The organism is Rickettsia endosymbiont of Lasioglossum villosulum (assembly GCF_964026455.1).
Taxonomy (GTDB): domain Bacteria; phylum Pseudomonadota; class Alphaproteobacteria; order Rickettsiales; family Rickettsiaceae; genus Rickettsia.
Genome location: NZ_OZ032152.1, coordinates 1,051,259 through 1,076,102, shown reverse-complemented (window position 1 = coordinate 1,076,102; position 24,844 = coordinate 1,051,259). Strand labels below are relative to the sequence as shown.

Sequence of the window (24,844 nt, the reverse complement as noted above, 5' to 3'; positions counted from 1 at the left end):
ACTAACTTATAAAGATACCGCGATCAAGTCGCGGTATGACATCAAAAATGAATGAATAATATTTTTTGCAGTACGTTGCCGATTTTTTTAATTACCTTACTTGGTAGTATTATAAAAAATAAATGGCTAACTTCAGAAGAATTTTGGCGTGGTATTGAGAAATTATCCTATTTTGTATTGTTTCCTGCAATGCTTTTTAACTATATCTCTACAGCTGATTTAAGTGTTGCTTCAATAATCAAACTAGTAATCGCTCTTATTATTTCTACACTTCTTATTACGTTAGGTCTAATAATTTATCAAAGAAAATATAATATTGATAAAATAGAATTCACTTCTATTTTTCAAGGATCGATTCGCTATAATAGCTACATTTTTTTTGGAGCAGCGAGTCCCTTACTTGGTCCTAGTGGTCTTTCTATTGTTGCCGTTATTTCTTCTTATATGATTATCATCACCAATATTTTATCGGTAATGATTTTTGCATATTACGTTCCAGATAAATCTGTCACTACCACCATTAGAACAAGTTTAGTTTTAATGATCAAGCTAATCATACGCAACCCGCTTATTATTGTCAGCCTAGTAGGGTTTGTTTTTAATTATTCAAATCTTGAACTACATTTAGGTCTTAAAAAAACTTTAGATAGTTTATCTAATGCTGCTTTAGCAATTGGTATGTTAAATGTTGGGGCAGGGCTTAATTTTACTATTAGACAAGAGCTTTTACATAGCATAGTATTTACGAGCTTTGTTAAGTTAATCGCTTTTCCGTTAGTGAGTGTAGTAGTGCTATGGATGATGTCAATTAGCGGGATAGATAGATCGGTAGGTATATTATATAGCTCACTGCCATGTGCAAGCACTGCTTATGTTTTATCACGCCAGCTCGGCGGCAATCCTGATTCGATGGCATCGATTATAACATTTACAACTTTCTTCTCGGTAGTGACTATATCAATTATTATGTATTTAGTAGGGTAATTAGTAATTCAACGTCATTGCGAGGAGCGTAGCGACGAAGCAATCTCAGGAGTCCTTACGAGATTGCTTCGTCGAAACTGCGTTTCTCCTCGCAATGACGAAAAGCCAAAAAACACAATAACAAAACAGGAATATCTAAAAAATGGACGAAATGAACAAAATAAATTACACTGAAGCACTTGAGTATCACCAAAAAGATAAACCAGGTAAAATTGCTATTTCTGCGACTAAGCCGCTTGTTACGCAGCATGATTTATCGCTGGCTTATTCTCCTGGTGTTGCGGCTCCTTGTCTTGAGATTGCTAAAAGTACTGATGAAATGTATAAATACACCGCACGTGGGAATCTGGTTGCTGTGATTTCTAATGGTACTGCGGTGCTTGGTCTTGGTAATTTAGGAGCTGCTGCCTCAAAGCCAGTTATGGAGGGTAAAGCGGTACTTTTTAAAAATTTTGCCGATATTGATGCAATCGACTTAGAAGTTGATACTAATGATCCGGAAGAGTTTATTAATGCTGTAAAATATCTTGGTTATAGCTTTGGCGGAATTAATCTTGAAGATATTAAAGCTCCTGAGTGTTTTGTTATTGAAGAGAAGCTGAAATCTTTAATGGATATACCAGTATTTCATGATGATCAGCACGGAACGGCAATTATCACAGCAGCAGGGCTAATAAATGCTGCTTATATTACTAACCGTAAGCTAGAGAATTTAAAAATAGTAGTTAATGGTGCGGGTGCTGCCGCTATTGCTTGTATTGATCTATTGATTGCTCTTGGAGCGGATAAATCAAAAATTATTTTATGCGATACTAAAGGTGTTATCTATCAGGGTCGCATAGATGGTATGAATAAATGGAAAGAGACTTATGCAAATAGCACGCAGCTTAGAACTTTAGAAGAAGCATTAAAAGATGCGGATGTATTTATAGGATTATCCGTAAAAGGTGCAGTAACTAAAGAGATGGTTAGCAAAATGGCAAATAATCCAATTATTTTTGCTATGGCTAACCCTGATCCGGAAATTACGCCTGAAGAGATAAAGCAAGTTCGTAATGATGCGATTATAGCAACAGGTAGATCTGATTATAATAATCAGATTAACAATGTTATGGGTTTTCCTTATATTTTTAGGGGAGCATTAGACGTTAGAGCTAAAACCATTAATACAGAAATGAAAATAGCAGCAGCAAAAGCTATAGCAGAACTCGCTCGCAAGCCTGTGCCGGAGGAAGTATATAAGGCATATGCCGGACGTAAGATGATTTTCGGTAATGAATATATTATCCCTGTTCCATTTGATCCCCGTTTAATTACAGTAGTGCCGATAGCGGTAGCTAAAGCAGCAATAGATAGCGATGTTGCTAAAGTTTCTGATTTCAATCTCAATAAATATAAAAAAGAATTAGAAAGTAGACTAAACCCTACCTCTAACTATATGAATTTCTTATCTGAAAAAATCCATAATGCACCTCTAAAACGTATTATTTTTGCCGAAGGGGAAGAAGAAGAAGTAATTGTTGCGGCAATAATGATGCGGGATGAGAAATATGGGAATCCTATTTTAGTCGGTCGCATTGAGAGAATTGAAGCAAAATTAAAGCAATTAGGGCAGAATATTAGCTTAGATGGTATTACCATAATGAACGCTGCTTTAACTTATAAGCTTGAAATATATATTGATTATTTATATAAAAGGTTGCAACGCAAAGGTTATTTATACCGAGATTGTGCTAAGCTCGTTAAAACCGATAAAAATATTTTTGCTGCTTGTATGCTTGCTTGTGGAGATGGTGATGCACTTTTAACAGGGGTGACAAAAAGCTATGTTGATAGTTTAGAAGATATATTAAAAGTTATTTCACGAAAGCCTAATCGTAGAATCTTAGGTTATTCTATCATGATTGCAAAAGACAATAATATTATTATTTCTGATAATTGCATTACTGAATATCCAAATAGTCACGAGCTTGCAGAAATAGCAGCTCAGACAGCAGAAATAGCTAAAGATATGGGAATTGTCCCACGTGTTGCACTTCTTTCATTTTCAAGCTTTGGCAATTCTTCTAAGGAAAAAACAGCTCGTATTCGTGAAGCAGTAAATATATTAGATAATTTTAGTGAAGATAAAGCAAAGCTTAATGATATGGATGTAGATTTTGAATATGATGGCGAAATGTCGGTTAAAGTTGCTTTAGATTCTAACTTACGTAAATTATATAAGTTTTGTAGGTTGTCTGGTCCTGCTAACGTCCTTATTATGCCAGGTTTAAACTCTGCTGCTATCTCTACTGAATTATTGCAAGAGTTTTCTTCAAATAGTTTCATAGGTCCTATAACAAATGGTTTTGAAAAGCCTGTTCAAATCCTGCAAGCCACGCTATCAGCAAGTGAAATACTAAAAATAGCAACTTTTGCTTGTGTTGAGTCTATAAAATAGCTATATTAAAGATTAATAATAATTAACTTATGAGAGATAGTTATGGACCCCCTAATAAAAAGAGAAGTAATAAGTTCATTTAATGATAAACCTAAAGATGGAATCAGTAAGATTAAAGAATGGTGTGCTAGTAATAATAAAGATTTTGCAGAAGAGACAGCTAAGTTTTTTCGTGAGGAAAAAAATAATTTAGATTTAGTAGCTGTTGGGGATTATCTTGGAACAGATGGAGAAGATAATAAAAAAGTATTGGATAGTTTTGTTAAACAATTTGATTTTAAAGATAAAAATTATTTGAAAAGTTTAAGAGAGTTTTTAAAGGCTTTTAAATTACCAGGTGAGGCTCAAAAAATAGATAGATTGGTTGAAAGTTTTGCCTCTAAATATCATGAGCAAAATACTACTACTGACATAAATCATGCAGACGCAGCTTTTATATCAGCTTACGCTACTGTAGGTCTTAATACTAATCTTCATAATCCTAGCGTAAAAGATAAATGGACAATTGATCAGTTTAAGGATCAACTAAAAGGTTTAAATACAGAAAGTAAATTGCAAGGAATTAAGAGTGGTAAAAATTTTAGCAATGAGTTCTTAGAAAATATCTATAATGGAATAAAGGCAGAGCCTTTTGAAGCAAATTTTATAGAAACTGCTACTGGTTATGAAATAGCCGGTATAAGTTTACAAAATGATAAAACTTTTAAAAAACTAGATGATTTTTTAACAGCAAAAACAGATATAAACAAAGTTTTTTCTAATCTAGGAAATAATGTAACTGCCGAGCATAAACAACCAAAAACATGGCTTAATAAGTTTACAGGTTATGAGGGTAGTGTATCAGTTAAAGCAGGTAATGCAGAGGTAGAAATACAAGTTTATAAGCCAAATATTTTGTCAAAATGGTTTTTAGGAGAAAAAAGTAAGCTTATGATTCAGCCTAAAGGGGGATCAGAGCAATCTTTAAAATTAGCAGCTCAAATTGCAGCAAGTTTTGACACTAAAGTAACCTCTATTAAAGCAACATATGATTATCTAAAACAGGACTTAGAAAATTATTATAAAAACCCTGAACAAGAACTAAGAAAAGCAAATTCAGTGGTAGATCTTCATAATCAAATAAAAGAAACTACTGCAAAAGTACAACAAGTTGATCCAGAAATACCTGACACTAAAAGCATTCCTTTAGCCTCTGAAACAAATTTTCAAGATCTCAAAGAAGCAGAGATAGGCATTCAGCCAGCAAAAACTCAACCAATAGAAGAGCTAAATCAACCAGTAAAAAAGCCAAAATTTAATTCGTTTGCAGAAGAGTTAGCTTGGAAAAATGCACAAAAAAAGCAAGCTATTAATGCTCCAGTAACTAAAAACGAAGAACCTAAAGCACAAATAGATAATCACAAAAAATGTTTAGAGGAATTAAAGCAAAAACAGGAAGAGCTAGAAAATAAAAAGAAAGAGCTTGAAGAAAAAAAAGCTAATTCTAATATTACTAAAGAAGAAAAATGGAGAATTGTCGCTGAATTAGAAGGAGTTACTAAGCATCTTGAAAGCATAAAAAAAGAACATAATACTATAAATACTGCTGAAGAAAGAGAGAAACAATTTAATAAAAGCTCACAATCTTCGGCTTTAAAAGGTGAGCCTACTGCAGCTGATAAGCAGCAACAAGCTGCTATGGAATTAATCAGGCTTAGAAAAGAGCAAAGATTACAAGAAGAAGCTGCTAGTAAGGCTATAATCGCTAATAATCCAGCTACACAACCTATAAAACCTGGTGTTATACCGCCTCCACCACCACCACCTCCGGGGAAAGGTGTTCCTATTCCTCCGCCACCGCCACCTCCAATGCCGGGACAAGGCGTTCCTATTCCGCCACCTCCACCACCTCCAGGTGGGGTTGGTCCAAAACCATCTCCAATGTTTGCTATTCCACCGAAATTGCAAGAAACATTAAAAACTATACACACATCTCAAGATGGGAATAAGCAGCAAGGAAATAATAATTTTCAAGACGATCTAAGAAAAACTCTAGCAATGAGAAATAGCCCAACACGTTAGATATAAATGTTGTGCTAAAAATCTTAGGTTTTAAAACAACATTTTGATAGTTAGTGATAAAGGTGAAAGATTGTTATCCCGTGGCTTTTTCAATAGTACTGGACAGTTATTATTCTATGTCATTCCCGCGGAAGCGGGAATCCAGCATAAAGCGAGATAAATCGAGCTTTTATATTCTAAAAAATTGCTGTATTTAGATTTTTTTCTTGGATTCCCGCTTTCGCGGGAATGACATATAAGGTCACTTACACCTGAATAAAATATAACATTTTTTTTAAACTGTCCGGTACTATTGGACAAGCTCACGGGATGATACCGAAAGTATTTTTTGATTTACGCAATAAGGCTTTTATATTATTCCCACAAAGGCATTGCCTGCGTGGATCGAGAATCGTCATTGCGAGTGAATGAAATGAGCGTGGCAATCCAGAAAAAAATAATAAAAAATGTTATAAAGTTAGCATTTTTTTACTTCCTTGCTTCGTCAATTACTTCGTAATTTCCTTAGCTCAGACGGAAAAACCGATCTATGCAGGGGCAAGCCTTAAGCGGGAATGACATAGAATAAAAACTGTCTGGTACTATTGTTCTACTCTCATGCCTGTCACAAAATTCAGTGTATTATTTTTTTGAATTGTAAAAATCTAAAATTGCTTTGCTCAATTCATGATTTAATACTGAAAAGTCTGCCGTATCAAAGCCCTTTCTTGGAATAATTATCATCGCAAGCTTTTTGAGATTAGAATTATTACAAATAAGCCTAATAAGATGTTTTATACGTCTTTTAATTTTATTACGTACTACAGCTTTTTTATTTAGCTTTTTGCTAACTTTTATTCCTAGGAAGATATTATATTTTGATTCAAGAAAGATTTTTGGGATGTTCTTTGCTATCACCAAAATAAAATATTTTTCATAAAATTTTTTGCCAAGCTTATTTATAAGCTCAAATTCCTTTTGATTTTTTAAAGAGGTGATAAACAATTGAATAGGTCAGATTAGTATTTATGCGGATAGTTTTTTTCTGCCTTTAGCACGACGGTTTCTTAAAATTGCTCTTCCAGAGGGAGTAGCCATTCTAGCTCTAAAACCATGTCTTCTTTTTCTTACTAAATTACTAGGTTGAAATGTACGCTTCATAATATTTATACCAAACGAAAATTAATTATTTATAATGAAATAAATGTCATTGCGAGAAAAATTACAAGGTAATTTGACGAAGCAATCCAGTATTGTATATGGATTGCCACAGCAACGAAGTGGCTTCGCAATGACGTTGTCTATATTAAATATGTGCCTTTGCTTGTTCTACGATACTTGCAAATCCTTCATTGTTATTTACAGCAAGTTCTGCAAGGACTTTACGATCTATGTCGATTTGAGCTTTTTTAAGAGCCCCCATAAATTGAGAATATACTAAACCATGCTCTCTTACCGCTGCATTTATTCTTTGAATCCACAGACCTCTGAAATCACGCTTACGATTTCTGCGATCTCTGTAAGCATATTGTAGTCCTTTTTCTACTTTCTCAATAGCTACTCTAAAGCAAGTACTAGCTCTACCCCTATAACCTTTTGCAAGTTTGAGGATTTTTTTATGTCGATTTTTGGAAATTTTTCCTGATTTTGCACGTGTCATTTTTTAGCTCCTTAATTAATTTGTACCATATGGAAGAAAATATTTTTTGATGTTATATCCATCTTGATCACAAAGTATCGTAGTTCCACGTAAGTTACGAATTTGAGCTTTAGTACGACGACGCATAAAATGTTTTTTACCTGCTTGAGATGCAACCACTTTACCACTAGCAGTAAGTTTAAAACGCTTTTTTACAGCAGATTTTGTTTTTAATTTAGGCATGATTTTCCTTTAATTTGGTATTTATAAGACATTTACCGGTAATATTTAGGCATACCAAAGCCACGTTACCGATTGAAAGCTAAATAATAGTTTCTTTTATAATTTATTGCAAGACGTTTTTTGTAATTTATTACTATATGTTATTTATGCTAAAATTAGTAACTTTAACTATATTGTTATTTATGCTATAATAGTAATCATTAACGTTTTTAATTGCAAAATAATGTTTGGGCAAAATCCTAAAAGAGGAATATTAAAAGGTGACGGGACGCAATTACAAGTGCAATCTATTTTTAAAACTATTCAAGGTGAGGGAATATTTGTAGGTGTTCCTGCCATATTCATCAGGTTTGGAGGATGTAACCTTGCGTGCGATTTTTGTGATACAGAATTTGAAAATTTCGAAACAATCAAAATAGATGATATTTTATCTAAGGTTAGCCTACTTACTTTAAATTCTAAAAACAAGCAATCAGTTAAGTTAGTAGTGATAACGGGTGGTGAGCCGATGCGTCAACCTATAGAATTATTGTGCCAAAAATTATTAGAACAAGATTTTAAGGTGCAGATAGAAACTAACGGCACGTTATATAGTTCTTTGCCGGATAAAGTATCTATAATATGCTCGCCTAAAGCAGGTAAAAACGGCTATAGCAAAATCAGAGAAGATTTATTGCCTAAAATTAGTGCTGTAAAATTTATCATTGCTAAGAATATTTTAGAGTATAGCTTAATACCTGAAATAGGACAAACTGCTTACAATATACCGGTTTTTGTTCAGCCTATGGATCAAAATGATCAAAAACTTAACAAAGAAAATAACGAATTAGCGGTAAAATTAGCTTTAGAGAGTGGTGCTAGGTTGTCAGTACAAACTCATAAATTTATAGGCATAGAGTAATTACAAATATATCTTGAATTTTAGATTAATTAGTACTATTATAACCTTTTTATAAAGTTTAAAGTGTTGAAATAATGAGTGAAATATTAGAACTTGAAGCAAAGTCTCGCAATGAATTTGGTACGGGTGCAGCAAGAGCATTAAGAAGAGAGGGGCGTGTTCCTGCTATTATTTATGGTGCAAAGAAAACCCCAGTTAGTATTTCTTTAGAAGAAAAAGAAATAACAAAATATTATAGAAAGCCAGCTTTCATATCTCAGCTAATTAGTTTAAAAATCGATGGTAAGCAATATAAAGTGCTGCCGAAAGCTGTAGAATTACATCCTGTTACAGATATAGTACGTCACGTTGATTTTGTTTTTTTAGAAGATAAAACCCAAAAAATGGAAGTTCCTGTAGTATATGAAGGGAAAGAAAGAGCATTAGGCGTTAAAAGAGGCGGATATTTCAATATAGTAAAAAGAAGAGTTACTTTATTATGTGATGTTAATAATATTCCAAGAAACGTAACTATTGACGTTACTAATATGCCGATTGCTACTTCATTAAAATCTTCAAAAGTAAAACTACCAGAAGGTTGTAGCTTTACTACAAAGAAAGAATTTGTGCTTGCAACTATAATAGGACGTAGAGGAGCAAAAACTGAAGCTGAAAGCGAGCAACCAGCTGAAGCAGCGAAGTAAAATAATTTTTATTGCTAACTAAAAGCGTTGTTGTATGGCTCGGAAAATGCCTTGTATGTCATTCCCGCGGAGGCGGGAATCTAGAAAAAAGTCTGTCATACCGCGGCTTGACTGCGGTATCTCAGGACACATTCTATGGCACAAGATCCCGTGATCAAGTCACGGGATGACAATATAATTGACTGGATTCCCGCCGTTGCTGGGAATGACATTGGAGGAGTCATGCAATAAGACCGGCTCCAAGGTATCCAGTTAAAAATACTAATAAAATTAGTATTTTTTATTATTTTCTGGATCTAGTTCCCAAGCAACTAGATGACTACCTTAGGGTGCTTTTGAACCCACGCGGGGTAAGCCTTAAGCGGAAATGACCACATAGGAGTAAGATTCGCACAAGAACAAAATACGCACATCCTAATTCTATTTCAAATCATATATATCTTTAAAATTTTCCATATTAAACGAGTATAATATTATGATGCTTATTATTGGTCTTGGTAATCCAGGTAAAGAGTATGAGCATACAAGGCATAATATTGGCTTTATTGCTTTAGAAAATATAGCAAAACAATATGATGCATCATTTAGCGTAAAGAAAAAATTTCATTGCGAAATTGCTGAAAGTACTAATAGTGGGCAGAAGCTAATATTCATAAAACCTACTACTTACATGAATTTATCGGGTAAGTCGGTGATAGCAGTAAAAACATATTATAATATTCCTCTTGAAAAAATCTTTGTTATTCATGATGATATTGATTTAGAATTGGGTAAAATAAAGTTTAAAACTGGTGGTGGAAATGGTGGACATAACGGTTTAAAGTCCATTGATGGAATTATAGGAAATAATTATAACCGTATTAGAATTGGTGTTGGTAGACCGCAAAACAGTCAGGATGTAGCTGATTATGTGCTAAATAACTTTCCTAAATCTGAATATGTACTAGCAGAGCAGGCTATAGATAAAATAACCGATAACTTTAATTTAATATTAGAGAATAAACTAGAAGAGTTTAAGAGTAAAATGGTTTAAGTATTTTGATTGTCATTGCGAGGAGATGCGTAGCATCGATGCAGCAATCTCATGAAATAGTGTTCGGTGTCATCCCGTGGCGGCGTTGTTGCATGGATCGATTTTCCAGTTGTCATCCCGCGACTTGATCGCGGGATCCAGTTAAAAATACTAATAAAATTAGTATTTTTTATTATTTTCTGGATACCGTGGACAAGCCATGGTATGACACCGAGGATGCTTTTCGATCCACGCAACAGTGCCGCCACGGGATGACAATGTGAAGTTAAAAATATCCAATTAGCTAAAAATGAATAAAAAGATAAATTATGACCCAAGATTTTGAAATTATATATGCCGAAGAAATGGATAAAGCCTATTCAGCTATAATTTGGGATGCTTTTAATAAAGATGCACGAGAGAAAAAAGGCTTAATAGGAGATTTACAATCCTTTTCATTTTCTTTGTTAGATCAAGATAAAAATTTTATTGCAGGGGTCGGTGGTGTGAGTTTGTGGGGTAGTTTGTACATTACTTCATTACTTGTGGATAAAAATCATAGAAATCAAAATTACGGAAGTTTATTGATAAAAAAAGCTGAAGAATTGGCACGTGAACGTGGTTGTACTTTTATTGTTTTATCGACTATGGATTTTCAGGCTAAACCATTTTATGAAAAATTAGGATATAAACTTGAATTCACAAGACATGGCTATGAAAAAGATTCAGTTTCATATCATTTAAGGAAAGATTTATAATATAAAAATATTTCTCTACTATTTGACCCGTTTAACGAACAGCTTCCGGTACTTATAGAAAAAATTAGCTATTCAATTAATGAGACTAATAATCAATTACTATCACCAAAATTAGTAAACCCGACTTGTTTAGCAAGTTCTATATGGCAAGATGTTTGGAGTGTTAGCGGTGCTACTCCCGAGAACTGTCTTTATACTTTTGTAGAGCTTTTTATATTTAAATATCTTAGTGATCTTGGTATTTTAAAATCTAGAAATAGCTTTTATTCTTTAATGGAAATGTACGCAACAGATACTCATGATGAAGTATTAATTTTCTATGTTGATAATATAAGAAAAAAAATAAAGGAATTATTTCCATATAATCCACTAGATAATACAACTATAATTAACGGTTCAATATTTGTAAGTAAAGATCAGAAAGCTGTTGCAGGTTATAGTACCGTGTTTTTCAAAGTACTTGATAAATTCAATAAATATGGTCGGCTTGAACATATTGATTACGATTTTAAAAGTAAATTATTTGAGAGCTTTTTAAAAGAAAGTATTAGCAAAAAAAACTGGGGTCAATTTTTTACTCCAATGAAAGTAGTTCGGGCAATAGAAATGATTACTCGTGATGAAATTAAAGAGGGAGCAGTTATATGCGATCCTGCTTGCGGCGTTGGAAAGTTTTTGTTAGAGCCTATAAAAGGTAAATTAGATCGTTTTTATCAAGTTGAAGATGACAAAATAATCTCTAGGATAACTATTCATGGTTTTGATAAAGGGTTTGATAAAGACGAGCAAAAAACAATTATACTTGCAAAAGCTAATATGCTAATTTATTTTAGTGAAATTATAAAAAATTATCCAAATCATACGAAGAAATTTGCAGAATTATTTAATTCTACATTTACTCTTAAGACAAATTCAATTTTAGGGACATTAAACGATCCTGTTGAAGATGTATATGATCTAATCCTTACAAACCCTCCATATGTTACTAGTGGTAGCAGCAACTTAAAGGAAGAAATACAAAAAGATAGTGCTTTAAAAAAATATTATAAGGTTAATGCTATAGGTGTTGAAGGGCTATTTATGGAATGGATAGTTAGAGCTTTAAAGCCGAATGGCAAAGCTTTTATTATTGTTCCCGACGGTATATTTAATCGTCAGAATGGTACAAACCTAAGAGCACTATTACGTCAAGAGTGTTTTATTGATGGAATAATATCGCTGCCGTTAAATACATTTTTTACCACAAACAAAAAGACATATATATTATGTATAACTAAAAAGACTAATAAATCAGATATTCAAAGTGATCCGGTTTTTACTTATTTGGTGAGCGAAATTGGTGAAAGTCGTGATGTTTATCGTTTTGATATTGAGCAAAATGATCTTATAGAAGCTACTACACTCTATAATTTTTTTAAAGGTGATAAAAAAGCATTTAAAGCTATTAATACTGATATGCGGTGTAAAATAGTTCCAATAGAAAAATTTGAGCCAAATGTTCATTGGGCTATTGATAGATGGTGGAATAAAGAAGAGAAAATTGCATTAGAAATTGAAAAAGAAAATAAAACAGTAGATGTTTTGGAATTTAGTTTACTAATGTCAGATATGGCTAATACTTTTGAAAATTTTAGTAAGATTCTTAAAGAAATTGGAGAAAAAAAAACTTTAAAGTAGACAAACAATTTTTAAAGTTCAAGTTAAATGAATTATTTCATATAAAGAGTGGAAATTCAAAGCTTACAAAAAGATATCTTGATAAAAACAAAGGAGAATATCCTGTTTACTCATCAAATACAAAAAAAGTTGGGATATTCGGTATGATAGATTCATTTGATTATGACACAGAGTGTATTCAAATCACCACAAACGGGGTTTATGCCGGAACAGTATTTTATCGCGAGAAACACAAATTTAATATTAATTCAGATGCAAGGTTATTGATAAGAAAAAATAATAATTTAGATTATCGTTATCTAACAATATTAGTAAAAAATATATTAGCGGAACAAAATTTTAATTGGGAAAATAAACCGACTATTGGCAAAATATCAGACCTTGAATTAGCTATACCTGTTGATGGTGGGGTATTTGATTTAGAGACTCAACAACATGTTGTTGAACAACATAATATTGTTGCTGAACTTGAAAAAAATAAAGGAATATGAACAAATTTTAAAAGAAATAAACGTAATACAAAATAACTTCAATATAGTCCAAAGTAAAGATGTTAAAATTGGAGATTTTTTTACAATACAAAAAGGTTTATCAAAATATACCAAGAGTTACGGACAATTATATAAGGGTGAATATCCTGTTTATTCTGCTTCAAATTTAGCACCGCTCACTTATATCAATAATTATGATTATAACGGAAAATATCTTACTTGGACAACGACCGGGTTTGCAGGGTATATCAAGATCATAGAAGGAAAATTTTCAATCAATGGAAATAGAGGAGTATTAATTTCAAAAAATAATAAAATAGATATCGATTTTGTTAAGTATAGCTTAGAACCTATTTTAAGAGATTTAGCTAAAGGTAGAAAAGGTGAAAGAGGAGAAGATGAATTTACTGAGGTTTCTACTTCAATCGTTGAAAACGCAATAATTTCGATTCCTATAACTTCAACCGGTGAATTTGATATTGAAAAACAACAAGAAATAGCAACAACATATAGAAAAGTTGAAGATACAAAAAAATTAATACAACAAGAACTAAAAAAAATACAAGAATACTCATTAATAATATAATTAACATCACAATAAAAAAGATTTATGACATTAAAATTAGGAATTGTGGGTTTGCCGAATGTCGGTAAGTCAACGTTATTTAATGCTTTAACGGCAAGCGTGGCAGCTGAAGCTGCTAATTATCCGTTTTGTACGATTGAGCCAAATAGTGCCGTTGTTTCAGTACCTGATGAGCGTTTACAAAAGCTTGCCGCACTTGTAGGAAGTAAAAAAATTATTCCATCTTATATCGAATTTGTCGATATTGCAGGCCTTGTTAAAGGTGCAAGCAAAGGGGAGGGGCTTGGTAATAAGTTCTTATCAAACATTAGAGAAGTAGACGCAATATTGCACGTATTACGTTGTTTTGAGGATGAAGACGTAACGCACGTACATAATAAAGTTGATCCGATTCATGACCTTGAAATAATTGAGATGGAGTTAATACTTGCCGATATAGAATCGGTGGAAAAGCGACTTGTTACAAGCGAAAAACGTTTGAAATCAGGTGATAAGACTTTAGCAGAGCAAATAGAGCTATTAAAAGAGGTTCATAAAGTATTAGCCGATGGTAAACCTGCAAGAGTGCTAAATAAAACTTTAGGAACTGATAATCTAAAGCAGTTACAGCTACTTACTTCTAAGCCTGTTCTATATGTATGTAATGTACTTGAAAAGGATGCAGCAAGTGGTAACGAGTTTACAAAATTAGTAGCAGAACAAGCAAAAAAAGAAGAAGCTAAAAGCGTTATTATTTCCTCAAAAATAGAAGCAGATATTGCTTTGCTTGAAGATGAGGAAGAGAAGAAAGAATTCCTAAATAGCATTGACCTTGAAGAAACAGGCTTAAGTCAAGTAATTAAAGAAGGGTATAATCTCTTAAATCTGAAAAGCTTTTTTACGATTGGTCCTAAAGAAGCACATAGCTGGACTTTTAAAGATGGTACGCTTGCCCCTGGTGCTGCAGGTATTATTCATACCGACTTTGAAAAAGGTTTTATTAGAGCGGAAGTAATAGGTTACGCAGATTATATAAATCTCGGTAGCGAAGCAAAAGCCAAAGAAGTGGGAAAAGTGCGACTAGAGGGTAAAGAATACAAAATGCAGGATGGGGATATAGTACATTTTAGGTTTAATGTATAAATACTTAAAGTATTATTTGCTCTACTTGAAAAATTGACGTTATCATCTTTGTAACTCGTTGGATGCTCACATATTAAGTAACTGCTGCCGCTCTTGGTCTTACAGACTCATAGCTTTTTTCCAATCTGAACTAATTAATTATTATATGGGATATGGTAAAAGAAGTATTAAGTAAGGAAAATATTAAATTTCATCAAATGTTTCCGTTAATAGACGATGATTATATTTGGCGTACTGAAGAAGAAGAGAAAGCATATCATACAAAGGTTAGAAAGAAATATAATGTTCGTTGTATTTCGGTTTTTGATCATTGGCTTACTGATGAAGAGTATGATGAACTAATAATATGGTATCAAAAGAAATTTAAATTTAAGGAAGATAAAGAAAAATATTATTATTATGAGCAATCATTTATAAAATTTTATTTATATCTATTCAATAACACAAAAGTTTATGCACGTTTTGATAGAATATTTGCATCATTTGATTCACAAGAAGAATATTTGTCTCATGTTCTGTTAAGCGTAAGAGAGCGATTATTTTTAAAAATTGTTTTACCTGAGTATCATGCTATTATTGACGGTGGTCATGATTTAACTGATATATTAAAAGTTAAGAAAAACTATCCTGAAGGGTTAGAAGCAATAAGCAAAATAGTAAAAGATCATAGACTTTTTATTTTAGATTAAATTAATAATTGAAAATTTATTTAAACTGATTTATTTTTAATTTTTTAGATTAGGTATTTTATGTTTACAAAGTTTTCACTCATATTAATTATAATGTTTTTTGGTATAGTTTCCTACGCTAATCCTAAACCTATAGGACTTGAATTAAATAAAACAACCTTAGAAGAGGTGAAAGAAAAATATAAAGTTATAAGGATGGAAGCTAATAAGTGGAATGGTACTAACTATTATATAGATACTAAAGATATTGATTTTAAAAATGTTTCAAGTGCTTTAATAATATGTAATGATAATAATATAGTGCAAGCTGTAATTTTAGTAATGGATAAAAACAATTTTAATGAATTGTTAGGTATGTTATCAGAAAAATATACATTGAAAGAAAAAAATATACCTTTTGTGGGTAATAAATCAGCAGTTTTTATTGATGGTAACTGTACTATTATTTTAGACTCTCCTCATCTTAATTTTAATATGGATTTAACTTATATAACTAATGAGTTTTATAGTAAATATCTAGATAAATTACAGCACGAAAAACAGCTTGAAAAAGAAAAAGAAAGATTTACTTTAAATAATATTGAAAATTTTTTACAAGTGTTTATTTTTCTTAAATTATTTAGCATATTAGAATATAATAGCACTTATGAAAATTATTGCGAAGATTCCAGCATGGATGCTTTTATGCTTATTCACGTTATCACCCATAACGGAAACAATCTATACTTCAGGGCTACCAAGTATCACTGAATATTTTAACACTGATGGTAGTACTACTCAAATCACATCTAGCCTATATTATTTAGGTTTTGCTCTTGGCATATTAACGCTTGGCAGATTATCCGATATTTATGGCAGAAGACCGGTTGTTTTATTTGGGCTTTGTATTTACGCTATATCTTCCATTATTAGCATTTTTGCACCTAACATAGAAACATTAATGTTAGCCCGTTTTGTGCAGGCTTTCGGCGTAAGTGTTGGTTCAGTTATCGGGCAGGCTATGGCTCGTGATTCTTATCAAGGTTCAGAATTATCATATGTTTATGCTAGCCTATCTCCATGGCTTTTATTTATCCCTTCTTTGGGTTCATCTATGGGGGGGTATATTATAGAATATTCAAGTTGGTATTACACTTTTGTATTCTTCAGTCTTACAGGTACAGTATTATTAATTTTATATTATAAAATTTTACCTGAAACGAATCCTTATATAAATTTTTCGCAAACTAGCAAATATTTTAAAGTTTTAAAAGTAGTTATCAGAGATAAAAGCTTATGGTTATATGCTTTTATTATTGGAGCATTTAACGGTATATATTATGGTTTTTATATAGAAGCTCCTTTTATTTTCATTGATAAAATGAAAGTTGCCCCATCATTTTACGGTAAATTGGCATTCTTGTTATCTTTTGCTGGTATTTTTGGCGGATTTTTAGGAGGATATTTAATAAAAAAACGTCATGTACATGATCAAAAAGTAATGATTTTAGGGCTTATTTTTAGTGTAATAGGCTGTAGCTTGCTCGTAATTGATGCTCTAATATTACAGGATAAAGAGGTAGGTCAAAACATAGCGGTTATTATGATATTTGCACCTATGATGCTACATATGGTCGGGCATAATTTACTGATTCCTATGACTCTTCGTTATGCTTTAGAAGATTATGCTAAGGTAACAGGCACAGCAGGTTCTGTATTTGGTGCAATATATTATGTACTAATCGCAGCCGTAACTTTTTTAGTCTCTAAATTACACAGTGATACAATAGGTAATTTTGCTTTATTGTTCTTAGTTTTAAGTGTTAGCTCTGCTGCTGCGTTTTATTATATTTTAATTTTGTATAAGAAAAAATTGACATGAGCCGCTGTATGTCCTACAATAGCGGATGTAATAAATAAAAATAGGCAGTATTATGAATACCGTAGATATCAGATTACGCATTGCAGAAGACACAAAAATAGAAGCTGAGCAAATATTTAAGCAAATGGGTATGACTATGTCGGAAGCCATGAGAATATTCTTAAATCAATGTATAAATAGCGGCGGACTGCCTTTCAAACCGCATGTTAAGATTCCAAATAAGGAGACTTTGAAAGCTTTTGAAGACGGGGATAATAAAATTGGTTTAACTGTTTCAAAAAATACAAAAGAAATGTTTGATAAGTTAGGTATATAGATTGTGCTTGAACCGATATATACAAAGCCTTTTGAAAAAGATATAAGAATTATGAAAAAAAGAGGCAAAAACTTAGAAAAGTTAAAAAATATTATAGAGTTGTTATCCAATAAAGTTTCTTTACCAATAAAATATAAAGATCATAATTTAGTTGGCAATTTTATCGGTAGAAGAGAATGTCATATAGAGGCTGATTGGTTATTAATTTATAAAATTGATGAAGATTCTATTATTTTTTACCGGACAGGGACTCATTCTGATTTATTTTAAATACAAAGAAAACTAAAGAATAAGCTAGAAACTTATTCTTTAGTTTTATTATCTAGATAAAGCCTGTTTTTTAACGCTCTACCTTTGTTGAGATTGTTTAGCGTTTTGTTCTCTTCTAGTTAAAACTTTTTTACTTCTAGTACTAACATCGCTAGCCCATCCTGAATCAGTCCCGCTATCACTATTACTTCTTTCGCTATCGCTAGATGCTGTTGCTGATTTTATTTTATCTAGAGTAGCTTTCATAAGATCAGATATTTCTTTATTACCATCTTTATTTTCAGGTATGGTTTTGTTAAGCTTAGGTATAGGTTTACCATCTGCGTCATATTCAACTTTTTTAAGGTTAAATCCTCCCTGTATTTGTTTCATTAAATTTGTAGTATCTACTGCTGGGCGAGGCTGGTTAGTTTCTTTAGCCTTTTGAGGTGTTGATGTAGCGATATTATTACCAACGGGAGGAGGTGGTGGTGGCGGAACATTACCTGTAGGCATAGGCGGTGGTACATTAGATGCAGCAGTTTCTATATTTTTATGCTCAGTAGCTTCTGCTTTTGACACAGGGGGTGGCGTAGGAATATTATCTGTAGGCATAGGTGGTGGAGGCGGTGGTGTAAAAGTTTTTTCTTCAGTTACAGGAGGTGTTGTAGATATAGCATTGTTAGGCAATACAACAGCAGTTGGTTTAGTTTCAGCAGATTGCAATTGAGCAGCACTCGCTTGTTCAGTTATATTATTCGTATCTTTTACGTTTATATGCTTTTGAAGATTTTCTCTTATATCCTCTAATCTTTTACTATCTGGTAATTTTGAAATTATATTTTCAATATCTTGCTTTTTATTACTAACTAGTTCAAAAAACTTATTATTAGCTTTATGTAATTTTTCTTCTATATTTATAATAGTTTTAGTATTGTTTTCTTTATTTTTTGCTAAAACTTGCTCACTATTATTGACAAAAATATTTTTGATTTTTTGCCAGAAATTATTTAATTTTTCAAGTTTAGTAAAAGGTACCTCCTCTCTAATTTCAGCAACTTGTTTTTGTATTTTTTTGAGTTCTTCAATATTAGAATTTTCAGTCAATAAATTTAGGAAATTTTGCTGGATGACTTTTAAATCGTTATGCTGATTTTCTAATTCTTCTGCATTAGGGAAATGCAAAGGTTTAGACATAGGTAATTGAGCAAATTTTTGTGGGTTAGCTGCATATTCATTATTGAATAAATTGCTAAGCCTTTCACGTTGATCTTTAGATAAGTCCTTTTTTGCTAAATTCTCAAAATTCTTTCTAAGTTCTTTTTGTAACTCTTGTTTTAAAGGACCGGACTTATCTGCTATAGATAATATAGTATTGTCTATACGCTTTAATAATTTATTGTTTTGTTCTATAGCGTCTTTAGCTAATTGTTCCTCACTTTTTACAAAAACATATTTTATATTAGAGACTGTATTTATAAGTTTTTTAAACCAAGAAAGAGATTTAATATGCTCTTTTTTTAGTTCTTTAACTTCTTTCTGTATTTCAATAAAGCCTTGTAACTTTTGATTATGTTCGCATAGCTCATTTAGGTTACTTAGTACTTTATCTAATGCTTCTTTTTCTTGATTTAAGTGATGATCAAGCTCAGTTATCTTTGCCATATAAACTCATTATAATTTAATGAGACATTATAATGAGTTTAAACCTTGAAATCAAATAAAAATTAATATTTTTTAATACATTAGCGGCATAAGTATTAACGTAATTTAAGAGATGATAATCCAATAAGGACAAATATGAGAGAGATAATCCAGAATCTTATTACGACTTTTGATTCTGCCCAGCCGCTTTTTTCAAAATGATGATGCAATGGTGCCATTTTAAATATTCGCTTTCCTTTGGTAGCTTTAAAGTAATATACCTGCATAATCACCGATATTGTTTCAATAACAAATAATCCGCCAACAATGCCTAAAACTATTTCATGTTTAGTAATAACGCTGATAATTCCAAGTACACCGCCAAGGCTTAAGCTGCCAGTATCGCCCATAAAAACTTCAGCTGGTTGTGCGTTAAACCATAAAAATCCAAGACAGCTACCTACTATACTTGCACAAAAAATCGTTAATTCTCCAGTATTTGGTAGGTAAGTTAGTTGTAGATAATTTGAGTAAATTAAATTTCCGACTAGGTAGCTTATTAAAGCAAAAGAACCGGCAGTTAAGGCAATAGGAACTGTTGCGAGTCCATCAAGTCCATCAGTGAGGTTAACAGCATTAGAAGCACCGACTATAACGAATATGGCAAAGAATATATATAAATAACCAAGGTCCATACTTAAACTTTTAAAAAATGGCACGTTAAGCATATGACTAGGGCTATCAATTGTATATTCTAGTAAAATACATACTATTAAGCTAATGATACCTTGAAGTAAGAGTTTACTTTTTCCCTTTACGCCATAATGGTTATTTTTAGTTACTTTTGCATAATCATCAAGAAAACCGATAATACCGAAGCTAATAAAACCAAATAATGTAATCCAAATATATTTATTGGTTAAATCGGCAAGCAATAAGGTAGAAAAACAGCTGGATAATATAATCATAATACCGCCCATAGTAGGAGTGCCGGCTTTTGCTTGATGTGATTCAGGACCATCTAAACGTATCGGTTGACCATATTTTTGAAGAGCTTGTAAAAACTTTATTAGCCTTGGACCGATAAGAAAACTAAGACTAAGAGTAACTAGAACGGCAAGCCCGCTACGAAAAGTTATATAATGAAATAAGTTAGCTATATGTGAATTATGAATGTAAGGTAGTAAGAGGTTGTATAACATATTTTAGTTTAAATTTAAAAGTATAAGTTAGTTTAATTTACTTTAGTGTAATAATCAATAATCTTGTCAAGTTTTATTCCTCTAGAACCTTTTATCAAAATAAGCTCATCATTTTTGAATAAATCATTTGTAGATGTAATTAATTCATCAACGTTTTCAAAATATGCTTTAGTTATTTTTTCAGGTAATGAATCATAAATATATTTAGTATTTGCACCTACCAAAAAAATCTTAGAACAGCCTGAATCTAATATATAAGGTACTAGCTCTTTATGTAGTCTTTCTGAATTCTGCCCAAGCTCCAGCATCTCGCCTATTATAGCGGTTTTATTTGTGGCAGGCATTTGCTTTAAATATTCTAAGGCAGCCTTCATTGACGTAGGGCTTGCATTATAATAATCACAAATAATGCTGCTATTTCCTATGTTAATAATTTTGCCTCTGCCTTTTGTTAACCGAATATCACCTAAATAGCTAACAGCTTTATTTAAATCTTGATTAAGCAAAAATATAATCAATAATACACCAGCATAATTTTCAGCAAAGTGCTTAGGTATAAAGGGTATAGTAGTCTCTATAATCGCGTCATATATCTTATATTTTAAATGAACTTGCTCACCTAAAACCTCATATAAAATTAACTCAGCTGAGGATGATTTACCAAAATTGTGTATATTTTCTATAGATAATTTTTTTAATATAGATAAGATTTTATCATAACAATTAGTACCTGAATTAATAACGGCAATTTCATCTTTGTCAAAGCTCTCAAAAATTTCGCATTTAGCTTCAGCAATATCTTCAAGTGAGTTAAAAAACTCCAAATGTGCTTCTGAAATATTAGTGATCATAGCAATATTTGGTTTTAATATTTGAACTAGCTCCCGTATCTCACCTTTATGGTTCATACCGAGTTCAAAAATAGCAAATTCTGTATTATCCGGCATCGAAGCAAGATTGATAAGTAACCCTAAATGATTATTGAAATTACCTCGGCTGGCAAAAGTTAGTGCGTTGTGTTCTAATAAAGTCTTTAATGCTTCTTTAGTTGAAGTTTTACCAACACTACCGGTTATAGCAATAAATTTGGCGTTTGAATTTTTTCTTTTATACAAAGCCAGCTGCTCTAGGGCTTTTAGGCAATTGTCTACTAGGATAATCTTACTTGGGTCAGATATATCTACTTGCTTACTAACTATTACTGCGGATGCTCCTTGATTAATGGCATCCTGAACATAATCGTGACCATCTTTATTGCCTTGAAGTGCTATAAATAAATCACCTTTTTTAACATCTTTAGAGTTAAATTGTATTTCGTTAGCGATAATAGATTGCGATATTGATGCTCTTAAGGCATCGCTTAAAGTTTTAGAATTCCAAATCATGTGTTTTTGTTGTTGTGCGTGTTTATCGTCATTGCGATAAGGCATTGTTGCGTGGATCGGTTTTTCCGTCATTGCGAGGAAATTACGAAGTAATTGACGAAGCAATCCAGCTAAAAAATGCTAATTTATAGTATTTTTTATTATTTTTTCTGGATTGCCACGCTCATTTCATTCGCTCGCAATGACGACTCTTGATCCACGCAACAATGCCTTGCGAGGAGTATAGCGACGAAGCAATCTCAGGAGTCTTATCTGATTTATGAGATTGCCACGTCGATGCTATGCATCTCCTCGCAATGACATTAGTTTTCCTGCCACCTCGGCGTCATCAAACTCTATCTTCTCATCACCTATAATTTGATAATTTTCATGTCCTTTGCCGGCGATTAGTAAAATATTATCTTCTTTTAAATTATTTATCCCGTATTTAATAGCTTCTTTTCTGTCAGCTATTTCTATGTAGTTTGTTGTTGCTATCCCGCTAATAATTTCTTGTCTGATAGCTTTTGGGTCTTCATGGCGTGGGTTGTCATCGGTCACAATAACATTATCTGCTATTGAGGCTGCTATTTTTCCCATAATCTTTCTTTTGGTAGTATCACGATTACCGCCACAGCCAAAAATTACACTTAATTTACTACCTCGCACTTTAATATTTTTTAGCTCAGTTAAAGCTTTTTCAAGAGCATCGGGAGTGTGGGCATAATCAATGAATATATTAGCATCTTCTATTCGTTCCATTCGTCCTTTTACGGCTTTAACTTTAGTTAAAGCACTTATAACTTTACTAAAATCAAAACTGGTATAATAAACACTAAGTCCAGCTATTAATAAATTACTAGCCTGAAAGCTGCCTATTATAGTTGTATTAAAAGCATAATTTGACTCCTTATAATCAAAGAAAATAATTTGATTATATAAAGAATGAGTAAGTTCAGTAATTTTTATGTTATCTTTCTTAGAAACTTTTTTCCCAACGCATAAATATTTTATCTTATGCTTATCTAAATAGTCTTTAATAAACTCTATTTCTTCTATATCAGAATTTAATATTGCAATGCTATCTTCTGATAAATGATCGGTAAATAACTTTAATTTAGCAAGCAAATAATTTTCTTTTGTGTGATGATAGTCAAGGTGGTCTTGGCTGAAACTGGTGAAACATGCAATATTTACCTTTAAATCACCAAGCCTTTGTTGATCTAAGCCATGGCTTGAAGCTTCAAATGCTAAATAATCTATCCCATTTTCAGCTAGCTTATGAGCGATTTTTCGAAAGCTTAAATAGTCAGTTGTAGTTAGCCCGCCTATAGATTCATTAAAATTATCGATGCCAAAAACTTCTACGCCTATTGTGCCTATAGATGCTGCTTTTTGTCCAAGTAACGAATATATTTGAGCTATATATGATACTACCGAGCTTTTGCCGTTAGTACCAGTTACGGCTATCATAGTCTTAGGTTTTTTAGGATAGAAGAGTTCTATAGCTTCATATAAAGTTTCTTTAATGGCTTCTACAAAGATTACTTTATTTGTAGTATTTTTTTTATCATCAGTAATAACTAATGCTGCCCCTTTATCTAAAGCATCTGCAATAAAATCATTACCATTTTTAATGGTAAAAAAGGCATCATTTGCCTTAATAGTTTTAGAATTATTTGATAAACCTTTTACGTTATGCTTTTCAAATAAAAAATGAAGTTGTTTTAATGTTATATGTTCCATAAATAAATACTTTGAACTAAATTTTGGCTTCATTATATAACAACTAAAAAATATGTTGTACTTTTTTTGATTCATTTTTTTATAGTTAAAAAATATTAACTATAATGTATTAATCAATCGTGTTATCTCTTAATTTTTATTGACAATCACTTAACCTTAATTTATATAACCATACTTCATGATAATTAAGTTTGCAAAAATTAGCTTAATTATTATGAATTTAATTAATATAAAAAAAGAGTTAACGAATGAATTTTAAATGCCTTGTTCCTTTATTTTCCAAAACAATTTTAACAAAAATCAACGATTTAGTAGTAGGGACACATAGTTTAGCCAATGAAACTTTTTCATCATTTTATAATTCTGAGCATCAAGATGGGATAATTATGAAAACTACTAAATGCGTTATAGATTATACTTATAAATTTTTAAATAATCATCCTTCAGTTAAACCTTGTGAAAATCCTGCTACAATTGTAGGTATGATGGATGAAAATTTATTATTAGAGCCTAAAGAAATATTAAATGGCACAACAAATATTTTTGGTAAAGAATATAATATTGCCGATAACAGTGAATCATATAGTACGCTAACTTTAAATGATGTAGTTGAGTTTTTAGGGCTTGAAGATTGTTCAATTGAATCGGTAACAAACGCTCTGCAGCAATGGGCTATTTCTCAAATTCCTACCACCACAACTATTACTACTGAATTACCGACAACAACGGAAAATTTTTCAACCATGAGTTATTTTGATAATAATGAAAGTAATTGTCTAACTCCAGGAAACATTTTAATTGCTACCGGAATAGGAATAGCCGGTATAACAATAGGGGGAATGTTAGGATATTTTGTAGGGAAATACCAAAAGCAGAAAAATGTAATTAAGGATTATAAAAATATAAATTCTCAGCTTAAAGGTGAAAATTTAGAGTTACAACAAGATTATACTACTTTATTAGTAACCAAGGAACAAAATTATGCCGGTAATTGTGAGCCAACACTAATAACACCATATGCTGTAACAAACATAGTAGTGCAGAATGATGAAATACCATTAACAGGTATAAATCAAACTGGAACACCAGATTATGAAATTATGCCGTAAGTAAATAATAATAATATAGTTTTACTGCTTTTTCATTACTAATTTTATAAAAAAAGTAAAAATAAGATAGAAGGCAGTTTTTTGTCTT

25 protein-coding genes are annotated in these 24,844 nt (G+C 31.7%); 17 read left to right on the top strand and 8 right to left on the bottom strand.

The annotated features are described in order from the left end of the window. The first annotated feature begins 51 nt into the window (after positions 1 to 51). The 3 genes from AAGD49_RS05245 (at position 52) to ralF (ending at position 5,485) form a co-directional block, all read left to right on the top strand. Positions 52 to 984 (top strand): AEC family transporter, encoded by a 933-nt coding sequence (locus tag AAGD49_RS05245; protein WP_341788227.1) that lies wholly within the window; start codon positions 52 to 54, stop codon positions 982 to 984. A gap of 142 nt (positions 985 to 1,126) precedes the next feature. Further along, positions 1,127 to 3,424, top strand: a complete 2,298-nt coding sequence (locus tag AAGD49_RS05240; protein ID WP_341788226.1) for an NADP-dependent malic enzyme — start codon at positions 1,127 to 1,129, stop codon at positions 3,422 to 3,424. Between the two features lie 42 nt (positions 3,425 to 3,466). Next, positions 3,467 to 5,485 carry a T4SS guanine nucleotide exchange effector RalF gene (ralF, locus tag AAGD49_RS05235; protein WP_341788225.1) on the top strand — a complete coding sequence of 673 codons (2,019 nt, stop codon included), beginning with the start codon at positions 3,467 to 3,469 and terminating at the stop codon, positions 5,483 to 5,485. Between the two features lie 621 nt (positions 5,486 to 6,106). Here the strand turns inward: ralF and rnpA are convergent. From rnpA to rpmI, 4 genes are all read right to left on the bottom strand, one after another. Further along, positions 6,107 to 6,469 (bottom strand): ribonuclease P protein component, encoded by a 363-nt coding sequence (rnpA, locus tag AAGD49_RS05230; protein ID WP_341788224.1) that lies wholly within the window; start codon positions 6,467 to 6,469, stop codon positions 6,107 to 6,109. A 21-nt stretch (positions 6,470 to 6,490) separates the two neighbouring features. Continuing rightward, positions 6,491 to 6,625, bottom strand: coding sequence for a 50S ribosomal protein L34 (gene rpmH / locus AAGD49_RS05225; protein ID WP_016947702.1), 135 nt, complete (start codon positions 6,623 to 6,625; stop codon positions 6,491 to 6,493). Between the two features lie 145 nt (positions 6,626 to 6,770). Further along, positions 6,771 to 7,124, bottom strand: coding sequence for a 50S ribosomal protein L20 (gene rplT, locus AAGD49_RS05220; RefSeq protein ID WP_341788223.1), 354 nt, complete (start codon positions 7,122 to 7,124; stop codon positions 6,771 to 6,773). 15 nt (positions 7,125 to 7,139) lie between these two features. Beyond that, positions 7,140 to 7,346 (bottom strand): 50S ribosomal protein L35, encoded by a 207-nt coding sequence (gene rpmI, locus AAGD49_RS05215; RefSeq protein WP_011477530.1) that lies wholly within the window; start codon positions 7,344 to 7,346, stop codon positions 7,140 to 7,142. 223 nt (positions 7,347 to 7,569) lie between these two features. Here rpmI and AAGD49_RS05210 point away from each other — a divergent pair, with 223 nt between their 5' ends. The 13 genes from AAGD49_RS05210 to AAGD49_RS05145 all read left to right on the top strand — a co-directional run bounded on the left by AAGD49_RS05210 (position 7,570) and on the right by AAGD49_RS05145 (position 17,712). Beyond that, on the top strand, positions 7,570 to 8,247 hold the full coding sequence (locus tag AAGD49_RS05210) for a 7-carboxy-7-deazaguanine synthase QueE (protein WP_341788222.1): 678 nt from the start codon (positions 7,570 to 7,572) through the stop codon (positions 8,245 to 8,247). Between the two features lie 74 nt (positions 8,248 to 8,321). Next, entirely contained in the window at positions 8,322 to 8,930 is a 609-nt protein-coding gene (locus AAGD49_RS05205) for a 50S ribosomal protein L25/general stress protein Ctc (protein WP_341788221.1), read from the top strand. Between the two features lie 475 nt (positions 8,931 to 9,405). Then, complete coding sequence (gene pth, locus AAGD49_RS05200) at positions 9,406 to 9,963, top strand: aminoacyl-tRNA hydrolase (protein WP_341788220.1); 558 nt, start codon at positions 9,406 to 9,408, stop codon at positions 9,961 to 9,963. Positions 9,964 to 10,271: 308 nt separating this feature from the next. Continuing rightward, entirely contained in the window at positions 10,272 to 10,700 is a 429-nt protein-coding gene (locus AAGD49_RS05190) for a GNAT family N-acetyltransferase (protein WP_341788219.1), read from the top strand. A 279-nt stretch (positions 10,701 to 10,979) separates the two neighbouring features. Further along, entirely contained in the window at positions 10,980 to 12,377 is a 1,398-nt protein-coding gene (locus AAGD49_RS05185) for a class I SAM-dependent DNA methyltransferase (RefSeq protein ID WP_341788218.1), read from the top strand. A 41-nt stretch (positions 12,378 to 12,418) separates the two neighbouring features. Beyond that, the gene (locus tag AAGD49_RS05180) at positions 12,419 to 12,868 is read left to right on the top strand and encodes a restriction endonuclease subunit S (protein WP_341789233.1); all 450 of its coding nucleotides are present in this window, start codon (positions 12,419 to 12,421) and stop codon (positions 12,866 to 12,868) included. Then, the gene (locus tag AAGD49_RS05175) at positions 12,846 to 13,454 is read left to right on the top strand and encodes a restriction endonuclease subunit S (protein WP_341788217.1); all 609 of its coding nucleotides are present in this window, start codon (positions 12,846 to 12,848) and stop codon (positions 13,452 to 13,454) included. The genes AAGD49_RS05180 and AAGD49_RS05175 overlap by 23 nt, the downstream gene beginning before the upstream one ends. A 24-nt stretch (positions 13,455 to 13,478) precedes the next feature. After that, complete coding sequence (ychF, locus tag AAGD49_RS05170; protein ID WP_341788216.1) at positions 13,479 to 14,576, top strand: redox-regulated ATPase YchF; 1,098 nt, start codon at positions 13,479 to 13,481, stop codon at positions 14,574 to 14,576. A gap of 152 nt (positions 14,577 to 14,728) precedes the next feature. Next, positions 14,729 to 15,265, top strand: coding sequence for a hypothetical protein (locus tag AAGD49_RS05165; protein ID WP_341788215.1), 537 nt, complete (start codon positions 14,729 to 14,731; stop codon positions 15,263 to 15,265). A 60-nt stretch (positions 15,266 to 15,325) separates the two neighbouring features. Further along, positions 15,326 to 16,015, top strand: coding sequence for a hypothetical protein (locus AAGD49_RS05160; RefSeq protein ID WP_341788214.1), 690 nt, complete (start codon positions 15,326 to 15,328; stop codon positions 16,013 to 16,015). Then, positions 15,912 to 17,126, top strand: coding sequence for a Bcr/CflA family efflux MFS transporter (locus tag AAGD49_RS05155; protein ID WP_341788213.1), 1,215 nt, complete (start codon positions 15,912 to 15,914; stop codon positions 17,124 to 17,126). The genes AAGD49_RS05160 and AAGD49_RS05155 overlap by 104 nt, the downstream gene beginning before the upstream one ends. A gap of 52 nt (positions 17,127 to 17,178) precedes the next feature. Continuing rightward, positions 17,179 to 17,442 carry a type II toxin-antitoxin system RelB/DinJ family antitoxin gene (locus tag AAGD49_RS05150; RefSeq protein ID WP_341788212.1) on the top strand — a complete coding sequence of 88 codons (264 nt, stop codon included), beginning with the start codon at positions 17,179 to 17,181 and terminating at the stop codon, positions 17,440 to 17,442. Positions 17,443 to 17,445: 3 nt separating this feature from the next. Then, positions 17,446 to 17,712: a type II toxin-antitoxin system YafQ family toxin gene (locus AAGD49_RS05145; protein ID WP_341788211.1), complete on the top strand. Its 267-nt coding sequence runs from the start codon at positions 17,446 to 17,448 to the stop codon at positions 17,710 to 17,712. A 78-nt stretch (positions 17,713 to 17,790) separates the two neighbouring features. On the opposite strand, the gene AAGD49_RS05140 is transcribed toward AAGD49_RS05145, so the two are convergent. The 4 genes from AAGD49_RS05140 to AAGD49_RS05125 all read right to left on the bottom strand — a co-directional run bounded on the left by AAGD49_RS05140 (position 17,791) and on the right by AAGD49_RS05125 (position 23,647). Further along, complete coding sequence (locus tag AAGD49_RS05140; RefSeq protein ID WP_341788210.1) at positions 17,791 to 19,356, bottom strand: Arp2/3 complex-activating protein rickA; 1,566 nt, start codon at positions 19,354 to 19,356, stop codon at positions 17,791 to 17,793. A gap of 95 nt (positions 19,357 to 19,451) precedes the next feature. Then, entirely contained in the window at positions 19,452 to 20,537 is a 1,086-nt protein-coding gene (mraY, locus tag AAGD49_RS05135) for a phospho-N-acetylmuramoyl-pentapeptide-transferase (RefSeq protein ID WP_341788209.1), read from the bottom strand. A gap of 32 nt (positions 20,538 to 20,569) precedes the next feature. After that, positions 20,570 to 21,922 carry a UDP-N-acetylmuramoyl-tripeptide--D-alanyl-D-alanine ligase gene (locus AAGD49_RS05130; protein WP_341789232.1) on the bottom strand — a complete coding sequence of 451 codons (1,353 nt, stop codon included), beginning with the start codon at positions 21,920 to 21,922 and terminating at the stop codon, positions 20,570 to 20,572. Positions 21,923 to 22,201: 279 nt separating this feature from the next. Continuing rightward, positions 22,202 to 23,647 (bottom strand): UDP-N-acetylmuramoyl-L-alanyl-D-glutamate--2,6-diaminopimelate ligase, encoded by a 1,446-nt coding sequence (locus AAGD49_RS05125; protein ID WP_341788208.1) that lies wholly within the window; start codon positions 23,645 to 23,647, stop codon positions 22,202 to 22,204. A gap of 248 nt (positions 23,648 to 23,895) precedes the next feature. Here AAGD49_RS05125 and AAGD49_RS05120 point away from each other — a divergent pair, with 248 nt between their 5' ends. Further along, positions 23,896 to 24,756, top strand: coding sequence for a hypothetical protein (locus AAGD49_RS05120; protein ID WP_341788207.1), 861 nt, complete (start codon positions 23,896 to 23,898; stop codon positions 24,754 to 24,756). The last annotated feature ends 88 nt before the right edge of the window (positions 24,757 to 24,844 follow it).